Origin of the sequence: Agrobacterium sp. MCAB5, assembly GCF_052114365.1 — a bacterium.
Lineage (GTDB): Bacteria > Pseudomonadota > Alphaproteobacteria > Rhizobiales > Rhizobiaceae > Agrobacterium > Agrobacterium tumefaciens.
The window spans coordinates 243558-260810 of the sequence record NZ_JBFREP010000005.1 but is presented as its reverse complement, the minus strand read 5'-3'; the positions used below and the strand labels follow the sequence as shown (position 1 = coordinate 260810).

Annotated in this window: 16 protein-coding genes; 12 read left to right on the top strand and 4 right to left on the bottom strand. The window is 58.7% G+C overall.

From position 1 onward, the window contains the following. The first annotated feature begins 9 nt into the window (after positions 1-9). From AB4Z23_RS14475 to AB4Z23_RS14445, 7 genes are all read left to right on the top strand, one after another. Positions 10-1032, top strand: a complete 1023-nt coding sequence (locus AB4Z23_RS14475; protein ID WP_441360303.1) for a 2Fe-2S iron-sulfur cluster-binding protein — start codon at positions 10-12, stop codon at positions 1030-1032. A gap of 11 nt (positions 1033-1043) precedes the next feature. Continuing rightward, positions 1044-1532, top strand: coding sequence for a Cu(I)-responsive transcriptional regulator (gene cueR / locus AB4Z23_RS14470; RefSeq protein WP_421476458.1), 489 nt, complete (start codon positions 1044-1046; stop codon positions 1530-1532). Positions 1533-1604: 72 nt separating this feature from the next. After that, positions 1605-2549, top strand: a complete 945-nt coding sequence (locus tag AB4Z23_RS14465; protein ID WP_003512536.1) for an ABC transporter permease — start codon at positions 1605-1607, stop codon at positions 2547-2549. Continuing rightward, on the top strand, positions 2539-3444 hold the full coding sequence (locus AB4Z23_RS14460) for an ABC transporter permease (protein ID WP_013635895.1): 906 nt from the start codon (positions 2539-2541) through the stop codon (positions 3442-3444). Before AB4Z23_RS14465 ends, AB4Z23_RS14460 begins: the two co-directional genes overlap by 11 nt. Before the next feature lie 141 nt (positions 3445-3585). Continuing rightward, a complete protein-coding gene (locus AB4Z23_RS14455; RefSeq protein ID WP_003512538.1) occupies positions 3586-4650 on the top strand; it encodes an ABC transporter ATP-binding protein in 1065 nt (354 codons plus the stop codon). Positions 4651-4662: 12 nt separating this feature from the next. Beyond that, positions 4663-5673: an ABC transporter ATP-binding protein gene (locus AB4Z23_RS14450; RefSeq protein ID WP_025593203.1), complete on the top strand. Its 1011-nt coding sequence runs from the start codon at positions 4663-4665 to the stop codon at positions 5671-5673. 239 nt (positions 5674-5912) lie between these two features. Then, complete coding sequence (locus tag AB4Z23_RS14445) at positions 5913-7406, top strand: ABC transporter substrate-binding protein (RefSeq protein ID WP_421476456.1); 1494 nt, start codon at positions 5913-5915, stop codon at positions 7404-7406. Between the two features lie 281 nt (positions 7407-7687). On the opposite strand, the gene AB4Z23_RS14440 is transcribed toward AB4Z23_RS14445, so the two are convergent. Next, positions 7688-7942 (bottom strand): heavy-metal-associated domain-containing protein, encoded by a 255-nt coding sequence (locus AB4Z23_RS14440; RefSeq protein WP_003496638.1) that lies wholly within the window; start codon positions 7940-7942, stop codon positions 7688-7690. A gap of 107 nt (positions 7943-8049) precedes the next feature. Further along, complete coding sequence (locus tag AB4Z23_RS14435) at positions 8050-9507, bottom strand: TrkH family potassium uptake protein (protein ID WP_421476454.1); 1458 nt, start codon at positions 9505-9507, stop codon at positions 8050-8052. A 79-nt stretch (positions 9508-9586) separates the two neighbouring features. On the opposite strand from AB4Z23_RS14435, the gene ilvA reads away from it, so the two are divergent. The 3 genes from ilvA to AB4Z23_RS14420 all read left to right on the top strand — a co-directional run bounded on the left by ilvA (position 9587) and on the right by AB4Z23_RS14420 (position 12629). Continuing rightward, on the top strand, positions 9587-10861 hold the full coding sequence (ilvA, locus tag AB4Z23_RS14430) for a threonine ammonia-lyase (RefSeq protein WP_441360293.1): 1275 nt from the start codon (positions 9587-9589) through the stop codon (positions 10859-10861). A 76-nt stretch (positions 10862-10937) separates the two neighbouring features. Beyond that, entirely contained in the window at positions 10938-11246 is a 309-nt protein-coding gene (locus AB4Z23_RS14425) for an HlyU family transcriptional regulator (protein ID WP_421476452.1), read from the top strand. A 117-nt stretch (positions 11247-11363) separates the two neighbouring features. Then, positions 11364-12629: a GGDEF domain-containing protein gene (locus AB4Z23_RS14420; protein ID WP_025593206.1), complete on the top strand. Its 1266-nt coding sequence runs from the start codon at positions 11364-11366 to the stop codon at positions 12627-12629. Between the two features lie 42 nt (positions 12630-12671). On the opposite strand, the gene AB4Z23_RS14415 is transcribed toward AB4Z23_RS14420, so the two are convergent. Next, positions 12672-13289, bottom strand: a complete 618-nt coding sequence (locus tag AB4Z23_RS14415) for an FMN-dependent NADH-azoreductase (RefSeq protein ID WP_003512545.1) — start codon at positions 13287-13289, stop codon at positions 12672-12674. Positions 13290-13438: 149 nt separating this feature from the next. Between AB4Z23_RS14415 and AB4Z23_RS14410 the strand changes: the two genes are divergently transcribed. Then, positions 13439-14407 carry a LysR family transcriptional regulator gene (locus AB4Z23_RS14410; protein ID WP_013635904.1) on the top strand — a complete coding sequence of 323 codons (969 nt, stop codon included), beginning with the start codon at positions 13439-13441 and terminating at the stop codon, positions 14405-14407. 200 nt (positions 14408-14607) lie between these two features. After that, positions 14608-15159: a DUF2087 domain-containing protein gene (locus tag AB4Z23_RS14405; RefSeq protein WP_121556521.1), complete on the top strand. Its 552-nt coding sequence runs from the start codon at positions 14608-14610 to the stop codon at positions 15157-15159. Positions 15160-15204: 45 nt separating this feature from the next. On the opposite strand, the gene AB4Z23_RS14400 is transcribed toward AB4Z23_RS14405, so the two are convergent. After that, the gene (locus AB4Z23_RS14400; protein WP_141193683.1) at positions 15205-17193 is read right to left on the bottom strand and encodes a bifunctional 2',3'-cyclic-nucleotide 2'-phosphodiesterase/3'-nucleotidase; all 1989 of its coding nucleotides are present in this window, start codon (positions 17191-17193) and stop codon (positions 15205-15207) included. Positions 17194-17253: the final 60 nt, after the last annotated feature.

Sequence of the window (17253 nt, the reverse complement as noted above, 5' to 3'; positions counted from 1 at the left end):
GCGGATGTGATAACGCCTGGAAACACAGTCTATTTGCCACGTATCGGACGCAGCATTGTGGCAGCGCAGGGTGAGACCGTCCTTCAGGCCGCCCTTGCCGCCGGAATTTCCTATCCGCACGGCTGTCGCATGGGCCGGTGCGGGGCGTGCAAATCGCACCTCGTCTCAGGCGAGATCGACCTTCTCAAGCATACGCCCTTTTCGTTGACAGAAGAGGAAAAGGCGGAAGGACTGACACTCGCGTGCCGCGCCGTGCCGTTGAGCGAGGTGACGATCGGCTGGCTCGACGGTGAGGATGAGTTTGCCGATATTCCGGCCGGCCGCTTCGATGGCATCATCGCGGAAGCGGTGGATGCGACGCATGATATCAAGCTCATCCGCATCAGGCTCGACGATCGCGAACTGTTTACCTTCAAGGCCGGCCAATATGTGCGCCTGCTTTATCCGGACTGTTCGCCGCGTGACTATTCCATTGCCAGCCGCATCGATGAGGACCTGATCGAATTCCATATCCGGCATGTCCCCGGCGGCGCCACGAGTGGCCATATTTTCGCGAACGCCAAGGCGGGTGACCCTGTCGTACTGGTCGGTCCCTTCGGGTCTTCGTATCTGCGGGAAAAGCATTGCGGACCGATCCTCGGCATTGCCGGCGGTTCGGGGCTGGCGCCGGTGAAGGCGGTGGTAGAGGCAGCGCTTGCCACTGATCGGACCACGGGCCGGGAACGCCCGATCCATGTCTATTTCGGCGCCCGCGCCGAGCGTGACCTCTATATGGTCGACCGTTTCGAAGAACTTGCCGTAAGCCACGGCAATCTGAGCTTCGTTCCGGTTCTCTCGAATGAATACCATGCGCAGATGCGGCGCGGTTATGTCGGTTCCGCCGTGGCGGACGACTTCGACGATCTCGATGGCTGGAAAGCCTATCTGGCCGGACCGCCGGCGATGATCGAGGCAACGGTGCAGCAGCTCCTGGCAAGGGGCATCCGCACCGCCGACATTCATGCAGACGTGTTTTTCACCCCGGAAAGATAGGAGCAGGATCGATGAACATTGGTACAGCCGCCACCGCATCCGGTGTTTCCGCAAAGATGATCCGCCACTACGAGACGATCGGGCTGATCAAATCCGCAAACCGCACGGAATCCGGTTATCGAGTCTATACGACCAACGATCTGGAGACGCTGCGTTTCATCCGCCGCGGCCGCGACCTCGGTTTCTCGATCGAAAAGATCAGGCAGCTCATGACCCTGTGGCGCGATCCCGGCGGTGCATCCTGCGACGTCAAGCGCATCGTCATGGAACATGTCGTAGATCTCGAGGCCAAGATGCATGCTCTTCGGGAGATGGCCGACACGCTGCGAAATATCGCGACCTATTGCCCTGACAATGGTGAGCCGGATTGCCCGATCATTCAGGATCTTGCCCAATCTGAAGACCCCGATTTTACGCCGGTGGCGATCCTGCCCAAGCGTTCCGGCATGCTGAAGGGCACGTCCGGTGTGGGGACGGATTTGCCGCGCCTCATGAAATAAACCGCATTTCCCCGGCGGGGACCGATCATCAATTGCAGTGCAATGGCCATTTTCGGCGAAGGAGAACAGGCAATGTGGATACAGATAATACAACGCTTCCTTATTCTGTGCCTTATGCTGATGATCGTCTCCGTCATCGCGTTTCTTTTGCCCTACATGGCCGGTGGCGATCCTGCTCGCACCATTCTGTTTTCGCGCATGCGCGATACGGCGCTCGATCCGCATGCAGTCGAGGCCCTTCGGTTAAGCCTCGGGCTCGACCGGCCGCTTTACGTCCAATATTTCGCATGGCTGTCGGGAGCGCTGCGCGGTGATCTGGGCTTTTCCTTCACCAGCAGCCAGCCGGTGGCGGGTGAGCTTTTGCGCTCTCTCGGCGTGTCCGTGACATTGGCACTGACGGCGCTTGCGATTGCGGTCGCCGTCGCCCTGCCGCTCGGCACGTTGGCGGCGATGCGCCCGGGTGGCCGGCTGGACAATTTCGCAACGCTGATGATCCAGACCTTCGTTGCCACGCCGGAATACTGGTTTGCGCCGATGTCGGCGCTCGTCTTTGCGCTTTATCTCGGCTGGTTGCCGTCCGCGGGCTGGGATAGCTGGCGCTCGCTGGTGCTTCCCGCTTTGACGTTGACGCTGCGCCCACTGGCCTATTTCACGCAGGTGACGCGCGCCGCCATGGCTGAGGTTCTGCGCGCGCCTTACATCACGGCGGCCCGCAGCCGCGGTCTCGGCATGCATGGCACGGTCATGCGCCACGGCATTCGCAACGGTTCGCTTCCGATCGTCACCTTCTTTGCCCTATGGCTTGCGGGCCTGCTTGGCGGATCGGTGGTCGTGGAGGTGATATTCGCCATCCCCGGAATGGGCCGGCTTCTTTACGACGCCGTGGTCAATCGGGACATCCCCATGCTGCAGGGCGGTTTCATCTGCATCGTCGCCCTTTCCATCCTGATCAATACCCTGGCCGATGGCCTCTATGTCCTGATCAATCCAGCAATGCGAGGTCAACATGACCATTAGTCACTTCCCGAGCGCGCCGGTAGCCGCCATGCCAATGACCTTGCCCAAGCGCCCGTCGACACTTTTCCGGTTCACGGATTTCATCCGCCGGCGGCACTGGACGTTCTACGCGGGTTCGGCGATTTTTCTCGTCATCATCGTGCTGCTCGTCATCGCGCCGTGGATTTCGCCCTATAATCCCGCGCAGCAAAGCCTTCGCCTGCGGTTGAATGCGCCAAGCGCCGCCTACTGGCTGGGCACTGACCATCTTGGGCGTGATGTTTTGAGCCGGTTGCTTATCGGCGGACGCTTCACGGTCACGATTGCCGCCATCACCGTCATCCTGTCGGTCGCCATCGGAACATTTATCGGCATCATCAGCGGTCGCAGCCGCGGCGTTGTCGATGAAGTCCTGATGCGGGTGGTGGATCTGCTCATCGCCATCCCTGACGTGGTGATCGCCATTTTCCTCGTCGCCATCTTCGGCCCGGGATATGGAACGTTGATCGCGTCGCTGACGATCGTCGGCTGGACACCTTTTGCGCGACTGGCACGCGGACTGACGCTTTCGATCAATTCCCGAGAATATATGCGCGCCGCCGAGGTGCTTGGATGCACACGCCGCTTCATTATTTTCCGGCATGTCATTCCCAACACGATCTGGCCCATCGCAGCAGTTGCCTTCTTGCGCTTCGGCCACAAGCTGATCACGGTGGGCGGACTGTCGTTTCTCGGCCTCGGCGTGCAGCCGCCTGCCGCAGACTGGGCGCTGATGTTGGCCGATGCGCAGGCCTATGCGGAACGTATGCCCATTCTCGTGATCGCACCGGGTCTGGCGATTTTCCTGTCGGCGTTGAGCGTGACATGGATCGGCCACGGCCTGAACATGGATACCAGGAAACCGAACGGCCATTGACGCCTGCGGTTAGAGCAATGACCGGCGCCCGCGCCGATCAAACATACACAGGGCACGATAGCCCCAAGGAGAGTATTATCGTCTGAAGCCGCTTGAAAATACGCCCATGCCTCCGATGCAATAATAATAAGGGGAACTCTTATGAATATCGAAGGACACACGCATGCCAATACGGCCATCGCCCCGGAGCGGACACCGCTTCTGGAAATCGAGGATCTGCACGTTTCGGTGCCGTCTGCAAATGGCCGCAAGTTTGTTATCTCCGGTCTGACGCTCTCGGTCGATGCCGGAGAGGTCGTTGCACTGGTCGGCGAATCCGGATCCGGCAAGAGCATGACGGCTCTGTCGCTGATGCGGCTGTTGCCGCACGGCGCTGAAATCAACTCCGGCCGCATTTCCTTTGCCGGGCGCGACATTCTCGCTCTCTCGCCCTCCGAGCTTGATGCGTTGCGCGGCGCCGATATCGGAATGCTTTTTCAGCAACCGCAGGCAATGCTCGATCCGACCAGCCGGGTGAGGACGCAGGTCGCCGAGCCACTGTGGGTCCACCGCAAGATGAGCCGGCATGCGGCACTGGGCCGGGTTGTCGGCATGCTGTCGGATGTTGGAATTCCCGATCCGTCGGCGCGGGCGCAATGCTTCGCACATGAACTCTCCGGCGGCATGGCGCAGCGCGTCATGATTGCTGCGGCACTCTCCGGCAATCCGCAACTGTTGATCGCCGATGAGCCGACGACGGCACTCGATGTCACCGTCCAGGCACAAATATTGCGCCTGCTCGACGATGAGCGTCGGAAGCGGCGGCTCGCCACGCTGCTCATCACCCATGACCTCTCGGTTGTTGCCGCTTTCGCGGACCGGATTGCGGTGATGTATGCTGGTCGCATTGTCGAGGAAGGGCCGACGCAGGCAATCCTCAAGGCGCCGCAACATCCCTATACCAAGGCGCTCATCAGCTGCTCGCTTCTGACGACCGACAGCGAGGGGCAGCTGCTGACGATCCCCGGTTCCAGCTCGCAGGCCCATGACATGTCCTGCGGTTGCCGTTTCCATCCCCGCTGCGCGCTTGCACAGTCGGCCGGCATGGGCGGCCGTTGCATGGCAACGGAGCCGGATCTGAATGCCTTGCCGGAAGGTCGCAAGGCGCGGTGCTGGGCGGTCGACGACGACCATGCCGGCAGCCATGCCAGTCACACAGTCTGCTGAAGGAGGGTTGCGATGCTATCGACAGTGAAAACACCGAACCGGCCTCAGGCGGATGGCAAGATCAAGCCCTATGTGGTCGCAAACAACCTGTGCAAATATTATCCGATATCGGGTTTCGGCAATCGCGTGGTCAAATCCGTGGACGATGTTTCCCTCACGATCGGCGAGGGCGAGGTTCTTGGTCTCGTTGGCGAATCCGGCTGCGGCAAAAGCACTGTCGCCGGGCTGATAACGCGGTTGACCAACGCGACGAAAGGCGAGGTCAGCATCGGAGACCACGATATTCTGCACATGCAGGGCGAGACGCTGCGGCGCATGCGCCGTGTCGTGCAACTGGTGTTCCAGGATCCTTATTCCGCGCTCGACCCGCGCATGCGCATAGGGCAAAGCATGGAAGCGCCGCTTGCCCAGCACGGCATCGGCACGCGCGAAGAACGCATCGCACGCGTGTTCAAGATGCTGGAGGAGGTCGGCCTCGATGCCTCCTATTATGACCGTTATCCGAGCCAGTGCTCCGGCGGGCAGTTGCAACGCGTGGTCATAGGCCGCGCGCTTCTTCTCAATCCAAGCTTCCTTGTGTGCGACGAACCGACATCGGCGCTCGACGCCTCCATGCGCACGCAGATCCTGAACCTCCTGATGGACATGAAGCGTCGTCATGGTTTGACGGTGCTGATGATTTCCCATGACCTGCGCGTGGTGCGTTATCTCTGCGACCGTATCGCGGTGATGTATCTCGGGCGGATCGTTGAAATCGCCGACCGGGATGAGCTTTTCCGGGCGCCTAAGCATCCCTATACGAAGGCTCTTATTGCCTCGTCGATGCTTGATGAAACCGGACTATATGCACCGGAAATGCTTCTGGATGGTGATTTGCCAAGCCCGCTCAATCCTCCAAGTGGCTGCAAGTTTCACACCCGCTGCAAATATGCGACGCAGATTTGCAGCGAACAGGAACCGGTTCTGGAAGACGTTGCCGGGGAGCATTTCGCTCGTTGCCATCACTGGCGCGAATGGGGCTGAGGAGCAGCGCAGTTACAGTCTTCTGGTTCTGTAAAAACAGATGAATTGTGCGTTTATGAATTAATATCGGAATTAAATTCCGAGTATAAAAACATAAAATGAATGATATTCAAGCGGATGTTCGTGGAGCGTCCGAAGGATATTCTTATGTCTTGCGAGATTTATTTTATGACAATCTTAAATCTCCTGAGACGACTGGCTTTTGAGCGTTGTCATCAAAAATAAAAGGGGAATATTCAATGATAAAGCACGTACTTTTGGCGACAAGCGCCATTGTGGTTTCGTTTTCAGTTCAAACGGCCAAGGCCGATACGATTACCTATGACGACAATTTCGGTGTCAAGACCGGTTGGCAAATGGCGTCGGACGACGCCTATCTCGGCTCACGCGCGGGTTGTTTCGAAAGCTTCGTGCGGGTCGGCTACGACATGAAACTGGAGGCCAGTCTTGCCGAAAGCTGGAAGCAGACGGACCCTAAGGTCTGGGAATTCAAGCTGCGCAAGGGTGTGAAGTTCCAGAATGGCGAGCCGCTCAATGCCGCAACCGCAGTCAATGCGCTGACCAATCTTCTAAAGGCGCCGGTTCCAGCCCGCGCCTTCTCGCCGAAGTTGATTGCTTCAGTCGAAGCGAGCGGCGACGACAGCGTGAAGATAACCACCATCGAACCATCGGTGATGCTGCCGGCGCAAATGGCGAGCCCTGCCACGTCAATCCTTGCCCCCGCCGCTTATAAGGACGGGAAAGTCGATCCGGTCGGGACCTGCACCGGACCTTTCAAGATCACGGAGGTCGACCCCAGCCAGTATATGCTTCTTTCCGCCAACCACGATTATTGGGGCGGCATGCCGAAGCTTTCCGGAGGCCGCGTCAACTTCGTTCCCGATGCCGACACCCGCGCCACCCAGGTCCGAACCGGCGAAGCGCAGATTTCGCGCCTCGTGCCACCATGGACGGTCAAGACCATCGAATCCACCGACGGCGTCAAGATCGCGCCAATTCCTTCGCCGCGCATTACGGAACTCCTGCTGAACAACGCGAAGGCGCCTTTCAATAATGTGAAAGTGCGTCAGGCGATCCAGGCGGCCATCGACACCACCGGTATCGCCGACAGCATTTATGAAGGCGCGGTAAAGGGTGCTACCCTGCCGTTCGCAGCGGGAGAGCCATGGGCCGCGAAGGAAGTCGAGCCCGCCTATAATGTCGAGAAAGCCAAGGCTCTGCTGAAAGAGGCAGGGGTAGCGCCAGGCAGTCTGAAGATCGCGCTCCTCGCCTATACGGCAAAAACGGAACTGAAGGATGTCGCGGCCATTATCCAGGCCCAGTTGCAGGAAGTCGGCATCAAGGTTGATGTTCGCGTCGCCGATTACAGTGCAATCGAGCCAGATCTGCTGTCCGGTAATTTCGACATGGCGCTTCTGTCCCGCGGTTATGCCACAGATGTTGCCGAACCGGCCGGCTTCCTAAATGCCGACTATACCTGCGGCGGCAGCTACAATATCTCGCATTATTGCAACGAAGACACCGACAAGCTGATCAAATCGGCCTATGCGACGGCCGAACCTGCCAAGAGGTATGCAATTTACGGCGAGGCGGCAAAGAAGCTGTATGAGGAGGCCGTCACCGTCTTCCTGATCCATGAGACCGTATTCGACGCCTATTCGGAGAAGCTTGCAAACTACAAGCCCCATCCCATCAACTACTTCGTCATGACCAAGGATCTGGCAACGAAGTAAGGCGTGCGACATTGCCGATGAAGCCCAGCCCGGCTCGCAAGAGCCGGGTTTTTCGTGCGCACAGAGACGATTGATGCCGGCGTTTCACGAATACGGGTTTGAAATCCGGAAAACCTCCGCTGTCATCCCTGGGAAGGGAGAGGGCATATGCAGCCTGGGGGAGGTAAGAAGGGGCGGACGTTGATGTCGTCCAGCGGCTGTCACGCAAGCTCGGCGTGAAGCGGGGGCAGGCAGGTCGATCCGGCGGCAGGGATGAAGGCCGCCGCCGGCATCTCGTCAAATCAGGCGCGCGCTTCCGGCGTATAGCCTGCAGCGGTGATGATTTCAGCAATACGTGCCGCGTCGGAGACGCCGCCAACCACAACCGTGCGGCTTGCCGGATCAGCATGAACGGCGGCACCGGGAACGGTCTTTTCGATAGCGCCCTTGATCACACCGGCGCAGTGACCGCAGGTCATGTCTTCAACGTGGAAAGAAAGGTCGGCATCAACAGGTGCGGCAGCGGTTTCGGGGTGATGCTGGTGGGCGGTACACATAGGCGGTTCTCCTTGGGTTGGAACTTGTAACAGCAGGAGCCTGGACTATTCCAACGTGGGAAGGTCAAGCGCTTTATTAAGGCAGCCAAAATAAGCGCACCGGCATTTTAGTTGCGCCAGAAAATCGGCATCAGCAGCACGAGAACGGTGAGGATTTCCAGACGTCCAAGCAGCATCAGGACAGACAGGAGATAGAGCGCCGGATCGCTGATCGTGGAGAAATTGCCGACAGGCCCGATGATCGGGCCGATGCCGGGGCCGACATTGGCAAGTGCGGTCGCAACGCTCGAGGTCGCAGTCAGGAAATCGTAACCCATCAGGCTCATGGCAAGGCTGCCGGCGATCCAGAGCGCGATGAAACAGCTGACGAAAAGGAAGATCGTCCGGATCGTGTCGGGATCGACCACCTGCTGGCCGTAACGGACCGAATAAACGGCGTTCGGATAGATCAGCTTTTTGAGGCCCGCCCGAACGACATTGAACATGATCAGAAAACGATAGGCCTTGATACCACCCGCCGTCGAGCCGGAGCAGCCGCCCATGAAGGTTGCGAAAAAGGCAACGACGACAACGAACGGACCCCACAGGGTGTAGTCGTCGCTCGCAAAGCCACCGGTCGAGAGGATTGATGTCATGTTGAAGAAGGAATGGCTGAGCGCAGTATCCAGCGGCACGCCGTTTCTAAGGTGGTGATAAACGCCGACTGCGATGGAAATCGCGCAGAGATAGCCAAGGAAGACGGCTATCTGCGGGTCGCGTAGCGTCTCCAGCCTGCGGCGCACCGCAAGCAGGATCATCACCGAGAAGGGCAGGCTGCCGAAGATCAGGAAGATGGTGGCAATCCAAAGCAGCGCCGTGTTGTTGAAATAGGCAAACGAGGCGTCGTGGGTGGAAAAACCGCCGGTCGCAACCGTCGACATGGCATGGTTGAGGGCATCGAAATGCGACATACCGGCAAAATCGAAAGCCACCGTGCAGGCGATGGTCATGATGATGTAGATCGCCACGAAAGCGCGGGTGAAGCTTGCCAGCCGCGCGAAGGGCCGGTCATTGCCGGTGTCGGATGATTCCATGCGGAAGAAGGTCATGCCGCCGACGCGCAAGAGCGGCAGGATGAAGAGGCCAAGCGCGACAATACCGATGCCGCCGAGCCAACAGAGCAACGACCGCCACAGAAGAATGCCCTGCGGCGCATTATCGAGGCCGGATATGGCGGTCGATCCCGTCGTCGTGATGGCCGATACCGATTCGAAAAGGGCCTGACCGGGCGTCAGGTCAAGCTCGGACAGATAGAGCGGAACCGCTCCGACAATGGAAAATACAAGCCAGAGCACGTTGACGAGCAGGAAGCCGAAACGTTTGTTGAAGGACGCGATCGGTGCGCGCGTGGCCAGCGCACAGGCAAGTGCAAAGCCGCCGCACATGAAGCCTGAAAGCGCAAACACCGTCCAGTCGTCATTGCCGTAATAAAGGTCCGTCAGCGCGGGTAGGAACATGGCCGTCGCGAGATAGAGCCCGAAGATGGACGCCACATATATGACCGAGCGCAGAAGATTGCTGTTCAAGAAATGAAACCCAGGGTTCGTGGCAGCGTGAAATGAGTCTTTGTCTCTGACGCCTTCCTATGGCATAGCGGGTGCCATTATGAATTTCAATGGATTGACAATCGTGGACAAGCAGCTTGTGGAGGCAGCGCGGCGGGAAGTGCGGGAGATATTCCCGGAAACGCCGTTGCAGTTGAATGAACATCTCAGCCGTCGGTATGGCGCGTCGATTTGGCTGAAGCGTGAGGATCTGTCTCCGGTTCGTTCCTACAAGATTAGAGGCGCATTCAACTTTCTCCGCAAGGCTGTTGCGAAGGCTGGCAAGGACAAGGTTTTTGTCTGTGCTTCGGCCGGCAACCATGCGCAGGGCTTTGCTTTCGCCTGCCGCCATTTCGGCGTTCACGGTGTTGTTTTCATGCCGGTGACCACGCCGCAGCAGAAGATCGACAAGACCCGTATCTTCGGTGGTGAATTCATCAGCATCCGTCTGGTGGGCGATATTTTCGACCAATGTTACGCCGCCGCGCGCAAATACGTCGAAGACAATGACGCCTACATGGTGCCGCCCTTCGACCATCAGGATATCATCGAAGGCCAGGCGACGGTTGCTGCCGAAATCATGGACCAGCTTCCCGAAGGCACCAAACCGGATATGGTTGTCATGCCGGTTGGCGGCGGCGGGCTTTCGGCAGGCCTTACCGGCTTTCTGGCGGGCACCGTTGAAAAGGGCAACTTCGTGTTCTGCGAGCCGGAAGGCGCTCCGAGCCTGAAAAGGAGCCTTGAGTGCGGCGAAGCGGTAACGCTCCCCAAGGTCGACAATTTCGTCGACGGCGCCGCCGTTGCCCGCATCGGCGATCTCAACTTTCAGGCGCTGAAGGATTTTCCGGCCGAGCAGGTTTTGCTCATCCCCGAAAACGCCATTTGCGTGACCATCATCGAGATGCTGAACCTCGAAGGCGTGGTGCTGGAGCCAGCGGGTGCGCTGTCCATTGCCGCGCTGGAGAAGCTCGGCCGCGAGAAACTGGAAGGCAAGACGGTTATCGTCGTCGTCTCCGGCGGCAATTTCGATTTCGAGCGCCTGCCTGACGTCAAGGAACGCGCCATGCGTTACACCGGCGTGAAGAAATACTTCATTCTGCGCCTGCCGCAGCGCCCCGGCGCGCTGCGCGATTTCCTCAATCTGCTTGGCCCGGACGACGATATCGCCCGTTTCGAGTATCTGAAGAAATCGGCCCGCAATTTCGGTTCGATCCTGATCGGCATCGAAACCAACGCGCAGGAAAACTTCGCAGGGCTTCTGGAGCGCTTCGAGGCTGCGGGCCTCGGCTATGAGGATATTACCGAAAACGAGATCCTGTCGAACCTGATCATCTGATCGGGATAAGAGCGACGGGGAAGGGCGGAGCATATCCGCCCTTCGAAATGCGAGACAGATTAAGGGAGTGAAAGCCATGGCATCGTTTTTTTCCAAAATCCTTTCGGCCTTCGGCTCCGGCCAGTCCGCGGATGCGCCGCAGAAGGCAGCGCAGTCGGAACCGCATGTGCATGGAGACTATCTGATCTATGCGACGCCGCTGAAGGAAGGCGGCCAGTTCCGTTTGGCGGGCCGCATCGAGAAAAAGGACGGCGAGGACACGCTCGTGCATGAATTCGTGCGCGCCGATGTCTTCACCAGCATGGACGATGCGGTTGAGTTCACCATCCGCAAGGCAAAGCTGATCATCGACCAGAACGGTGCATCGCTCTTCCCAGGAAAATGATGGCGGTTTCTTCTGCTGGACATTAAGATTCCGTTGGTTGCTTCGGCCTATCGTCTTCAGAGGGCATGAAGTCGCGCCGATGAACCGGCGCGATGTGGATCGATAGGGCGTATGCCGATGCAATGGGCAAATCTGGCCCTCTTCGTGGCGGAAGCCATAGTCTATTTTTCGGTAATGACGGCATTCCTTCATTACCGGCATATTCTCGGCATCGGTGTTTTTCTCACCGCGCTTGGCGTCATGCATTTCCTGGAAACCTACCTGGCGGCGGTCTTTTACGTCGAGCTGCCCTTTGGCGTGGTATCACCCGGCTCCTCGATCCTTTTTGCCGGCAAACTGATGATGATCCTCATGCTCTATATGCGCGAGGATGCGGCAGTCGTCCGCCAGCCGATCTACGGCCTGTTTCTCGGCAATATACTCACCATCATCATGGTGCAGATCATCCGCTTCCATCCGACGGTGGCAATTGTCCCCGGACAGTCGGTAGATACCGGATTTCTGGATGAGATGGGCGTGCTGATGGTCTGGGGAACCAGCCTGCTTTATATCGACGCCATCGCCATCATCCTGTTTTACGAAAAGCTGGGACGCTATTTGCAGCGCCATATTGTCCTGCGCTTTGCAATCTGTGGCGTGGTGATTTTGAGCCTGGATCAGGCAGGCTTTTACGCGGCGTTGCGATATATGCTGAACGCGCCGGTCGATGTCTTTTACGATGGCTGGAAAGCGAAGATGGTGGCCGTTGCCATCTATGCTCTGCTCTTTGCCATTTATCTGAAGCTGACGGCGGCGAAAGGCCGCTTCCTGACGCGCCGCAGCGTTGCCGATGTCTTCAACGACCTCACCTTCAGGGAACGCTACGAGGAGCTTCTGTCCCGGTCTGGCCGCGACATGCTGACCGGTGTGTCTGACCGCGCCCGCATGGAACTCGATGCGCCGTCCGTCGTCGTGGAATGTCTGGAAAAGAAACGTCCCGTCAGCGTGCTGATCGTCGATATCGATCACTTCAAGACCGTCAACGACACCTTTGGGCATTTGCAGGGCGATGAGATATTGCGGGAATTCGCCGCCGTTCTGAAACGCATCGTGCAACCGCACGGCCATCTCTACCGGTTCGGCGGCGAGGAGTTCGTGGCCCTGTTGCCGACGATGACCCATGAGGGGGCACTTGCCTTTTCAGCAGGTCTGCGGACGGCGATATTGAAGGATCTGCAACGGCCAGACGGTTCGCCGCTGACTGTCAGCATCGGCGTCGCCACGGCTTTCGAGGACGGGCAGCTTTTCCGCGCGCTGCTATCGGAAGCCGATGCGCGGCTCTATGCGGCAAAAAATAACGGCCGCGATCAGGTGCACGGCCGTTACGGAATGTGGGTCGGCTGATACCGGCGATCGAGCCGGCATCACCACGTGTCAAATGGCGCCTCAGGCGGCCTGCGCCAGTTCGGCAACCTTTGCTTCGGCTGCCGCAACAGCCTTCTCAACGGCTTCCGGGCCAAATGCCAGACCTTCGACATAGATCACTTCAACATCCGTCATGCCCATGAAGCCAAGAACGGTCTTGAGGTAGGGAACGGCGTGGTTCATCGACACAGCCGGGCCTTCGGAATAAACGCCGGCGGCGGCCAGCACGATGTAGACCTTCTTGCCGGTGGCAAGACCAACCGGGCCGGTTTCTGTGTACTTGAAGGTCTGGCCAGCGCGGGCGACGTTGTCGATCCACGACTTCAGGCCGGAATAGATATTGAAGTTGATGAGGCCGGTGCCGATGACGACAGTGTCGGCGGCCATAAGCTCTGCAACCAGCTTGTCGGAATAATCGGCTGCAACCGCTTCTTCAGCCGTGCGCTGGTCTGGAGCCTTGCGGATCGCAGCGGTTTTGACGGTGTCGAGATGCGGAATGGGGTCGGCAGCAAGATCGCGGTGGACAAGGGTGTTGGAAGCCGACTTGGCCTTCAGCTTGTTTGCGAGTTCGCCGGAAAACTTGTTGGAAACCGACTCGTCGCCACGCGGGCTGGAGGTGATGAGCAGAATGTTGGACATGGTCTTTCCTTGCATAAGCGATGAATTGACGGGCGCCTTGGGAGGGCGGGAGAGCACGATGCCCTTCCTTTGCCCCCTATATGACCAATTGATGCCATCAAGAAAACTGTGATAATGTGGAAGCGACCTATCGATGAAATGGATGGAACATGGACGCGAACCCGACGCTCGACCAATTGCAGGTGTTTTTGACGGTTGCCGAAACCGGAAGTTTCTCTGCCGCGTCACGGGCGCTCAATCGCGCCCAGTCTGTTGTCAGCTACACCATCGCCAATCTCGAGGCGCAGCTTGAAGTCAGCCTGTTCGAGCGCAATGGCGTACGCCAGCCTCGATTGACGGACGAGGGTCGCGCCATGCTGGAAGATGCAAGGCGCATCGTGGCCGGTCTGCAGGAAATGCGTGCGCGCGCCAAGGGTTTGAAGCAGGGGCTGGAGGCCGAGCTTTCTGTCGCCATCAGCACCATGGTACCGGCGGAAGCCGTCGTTGCGGTGCTTCGCGATTTTCGCAAGGAATTCCCCACCGTTACCCTCAGCCTCAATGTGGGTGAGTTGGGCATGGTTATGGATATGGTGCTCTCCCGCAAGGCTGGGATTGGCATCGGCGGGGCGCTGTTGCGCCAGGATGACGAACTCGTCGTCGAAAAGGTCGGCCATTCCTTCATGCTGCCGGTCGTCGCCGCCGATCATCCACTGGCACAGATCGAGAGGCCGCTGGTTCTGGGCGATGTCCGCGAGGAGGTCCAGCTCGTCGTCACCGATGCGTCGGGGCTGACCAAGGGGCGCGATTTCAACGTGCTGTCCTACAAGACATGGCGGGTCAGCGACATTGCCACGAAATACCAGCTCATCAAGGGCGGTCTCGGCTGGGGCGGTCTGCCCGCATCGATCGTGCGCAACGACCTGACCAATGGCAGCCTGAAGGCACTTGATCTTGAAGCTTATGAGCAGGGCGAATATCCGATCTTTGCGCTGCGCCGGGTGGATTCACCCGCCGGTCCCGCTGGCCAGTGGCTTGCCACGGCCTTTCAGCAGCGTCTGTCGGCATGCCCGAACCAGAAGGATTTCAACAGGATAATTGCCGGAGGCAAACAGCGGACTATTTCTGTCGCCGCCGAGTGACATGGGTTGATTGAGTGACCAATTGACGAAGGTGAATGGCCTGCCTTATACAGGAAACACGGTCAGCAGTTCACCGAGGCATCGCCGTCCCGCAAGGGAAGCTAAACCTGCATTTTGAAAGATTGACAGCACTTATCCCGTGCCTAGTCGGAAGCCGGCGATCAGCGACACCTCTTCGGAATGGCACTCGAGGGTAAGTCATGCCACGTTCGATCTTTTCCATTGATATCGCCGACCTCTCCACCTTTGCCAAATCGCTACGCGAACAAATCGGCAGGCTGGACCGCCAGCCAAGCCATGTGGAGATGCTCAATCTCCTGAGCCGGGCTGCCGGGTTTCGCAACTTTCAGCATCTGCGCGCCGCGCGCACGCCACCCGTAGCAAGTGGCTCGCCGCCACCGCAGACACGACCGGAGACAATGCCTGCCAATGAGGGCAGGGTGCTGAAGACCGCGCGGACTTTCGATGCTGCCGGTAGATTGGTGCAGTGGCCGGCCCGCCGCTCCCAGCAGGAACTGTGCCTCTGGTATCTTTGGGCAAGAATCCCAGCCGGTCGCAGTTTCTCAGAGCGCGAATTCAGCAGCTTTCTCGATGGTCTGCATCTGTTTGGAGATGCCGCGATGCTGCGGCGTGACATGGCGGGTCTCCGGCTCATCCGTCGTAACCGCGATGGCAGCGACTATCAACGCATCGAGCAAAAGCCACCGCCGGAACTGCCACTGCTGTTGCGTATCGTGAGTGACCGCAATTGAGTAAATGCCCTCCCGGCCGATGAAACGCCGGGAGGGCTGCAAGCTCTAGAGAACGAGGCGGAACTTTGCGAAACCTTCGGCGCCGTCGCCGGCATCCTCGATTTTTGCGCCCTTGATGTCAGCCGCGTAATTGCGACCCTTCGGACCAGTCTCGAAGATGGCGGTCGTATTGGCAACCGGGGCGAAGGACCAGTTGGCATCCGCCGACGGGTTAATGGTGCCCTGATCGATAATATAGCGCACGATCACGTCGCGGTTGGTGTCGGGCGCCACGAAAATCACCTTGTCGGCGGCGATATCGGGGAATTTTCCGCCGCCGCTTGCACGGTAATTGTTGGTCGCCACCACGAATTTCTGCTCGGGGTCGATCGGCTTGCCGTCGAATTGCAGATTGACGATGCGGTTGCTGTCGGGATTGACGGCCTTGCCGTCCTTGTCGAACTTTGCCGGTTTGGAAATGTCGATCTGGTAGGTGACACCGTCGATGACGTCGAAATTATAGGACGGGAAATCCGCGTTTAGGAGCGGCGCATCCTTTGCGCCGGCCTCGACCGTGTTGAACATGCCGGCGGACATTTCCAGCCAGTTCTTCACCTGCGCACCGTTGATCAGCACCGCCTGCACCGTGTTGGGGTAGAGGTAGAGATCGGCGACGTTCTTGATGGCGATGTCACCGGCAGGGACATCGGTGTAATAATCCGCACCACCGCGACCGCCAGACTTGAAGGGCGCTGCTGCCGAAAGCACGGGCAGATCCTTATATTGCCCTTCCTTCAGCATGTCCTTGATGTACCACGTCTGGGCATTGGAGACGATCTGCACGGACGGGTCGTCGGCCACCAGCGCGAAGTAGGAATAGAGTGGCGCCGACGTCTTGCCGACCGGGCGACGCACATAGGCGAGCGCCGCTTCGTGATCTGCCTTGGCGGCGGCTATGACCTCAGGCTTGTCCGTGACATCTGCAACGACCTTGCGATTGTCGTCGCGGTGGTAGATCGGCCGGGCCTCGGAGGTGAAATCGACGATCTTCCAGCTTTTGCCGTCCTTTTCGAGCAGAAGGTCAATGAGGCCCATATGGGAGCCCCAGAAACCGGCCATCACGGCCGGCTTGCCCATCAGCGTACCCTTGACCGCATCCGCACCCTCGATGCCGTCCCATGTCTTCGGACCGGGGAAGACCAGATGCTGGTGACCAGTGAAGATGGCGTCAATGCCTTCCACGCCCGCCAGATAAAGCGAGGCGTTTTCCATGCGATCGGTCTGGCCCTTGCCATCGATGCCGGAATGGGAAAGCGCGATGACGATATCGGCACCTTCTTCCTTCATGACCGGAACCCAGGCTTTAGCCGCCTGGACGATATCGCGCGTCTGGGCCTTGCCCTCCAGATTCTTGGAATCCCACATCATGATCTGCGGTGGCACGAAACCGATGATGCCGACCTTGACCGGGCTGGTTACGCCTGCACCATCGCGGATCTGTTTCTCGAGGATGACGTAAGGCTTGAAGAACAGCTCATCCTGCTTGGGATCGGAAGCCAGCTGACCCTTGGTGAGATTGGCGCAGACATAAGGGAAACCGGCGCCCGCCAGCGTATTGGACATATAGTCGAGGCCGTAATTGAATTCGTGGTTGCCAAGCGTGCCACAATCATAGCCAAGGACATTCATGGCGTTGATGACGGGATGCTTGTCGCCGGCCTTCATGCCGCGCTCATAGGCGATGTAATCGCCGAGCGGATTGCCCTGCAGGAAGTCGCCATTGTCCACCAGCATCGAGTTTCCGGCCTCGGCACGGATGGCGCCGATGATCGAAGCGGTGCGCGCCAGACCCATCGTGTCGTTCGGTTTGTCGGCGTAATAATCATAGGGAAAGACGTGAACGTGGATGTCAGTCGTTTCCATGATGCGCAGATGCGCCTGGTTGGCTGCGGCGCGCGCGGCGAAGGGATGCAACAGCACCAGAGCCGAAGAGGCGGCGATGCCACCCAGAAGCGAACGGCGAGTGATGGGGTGGAGAGCGAGAAGCGACGACATGGGAACTCCTTCGTATGAAGCTTGCTCTGTCAGGAAAACGACAAGGTAGAAGCAATCCCC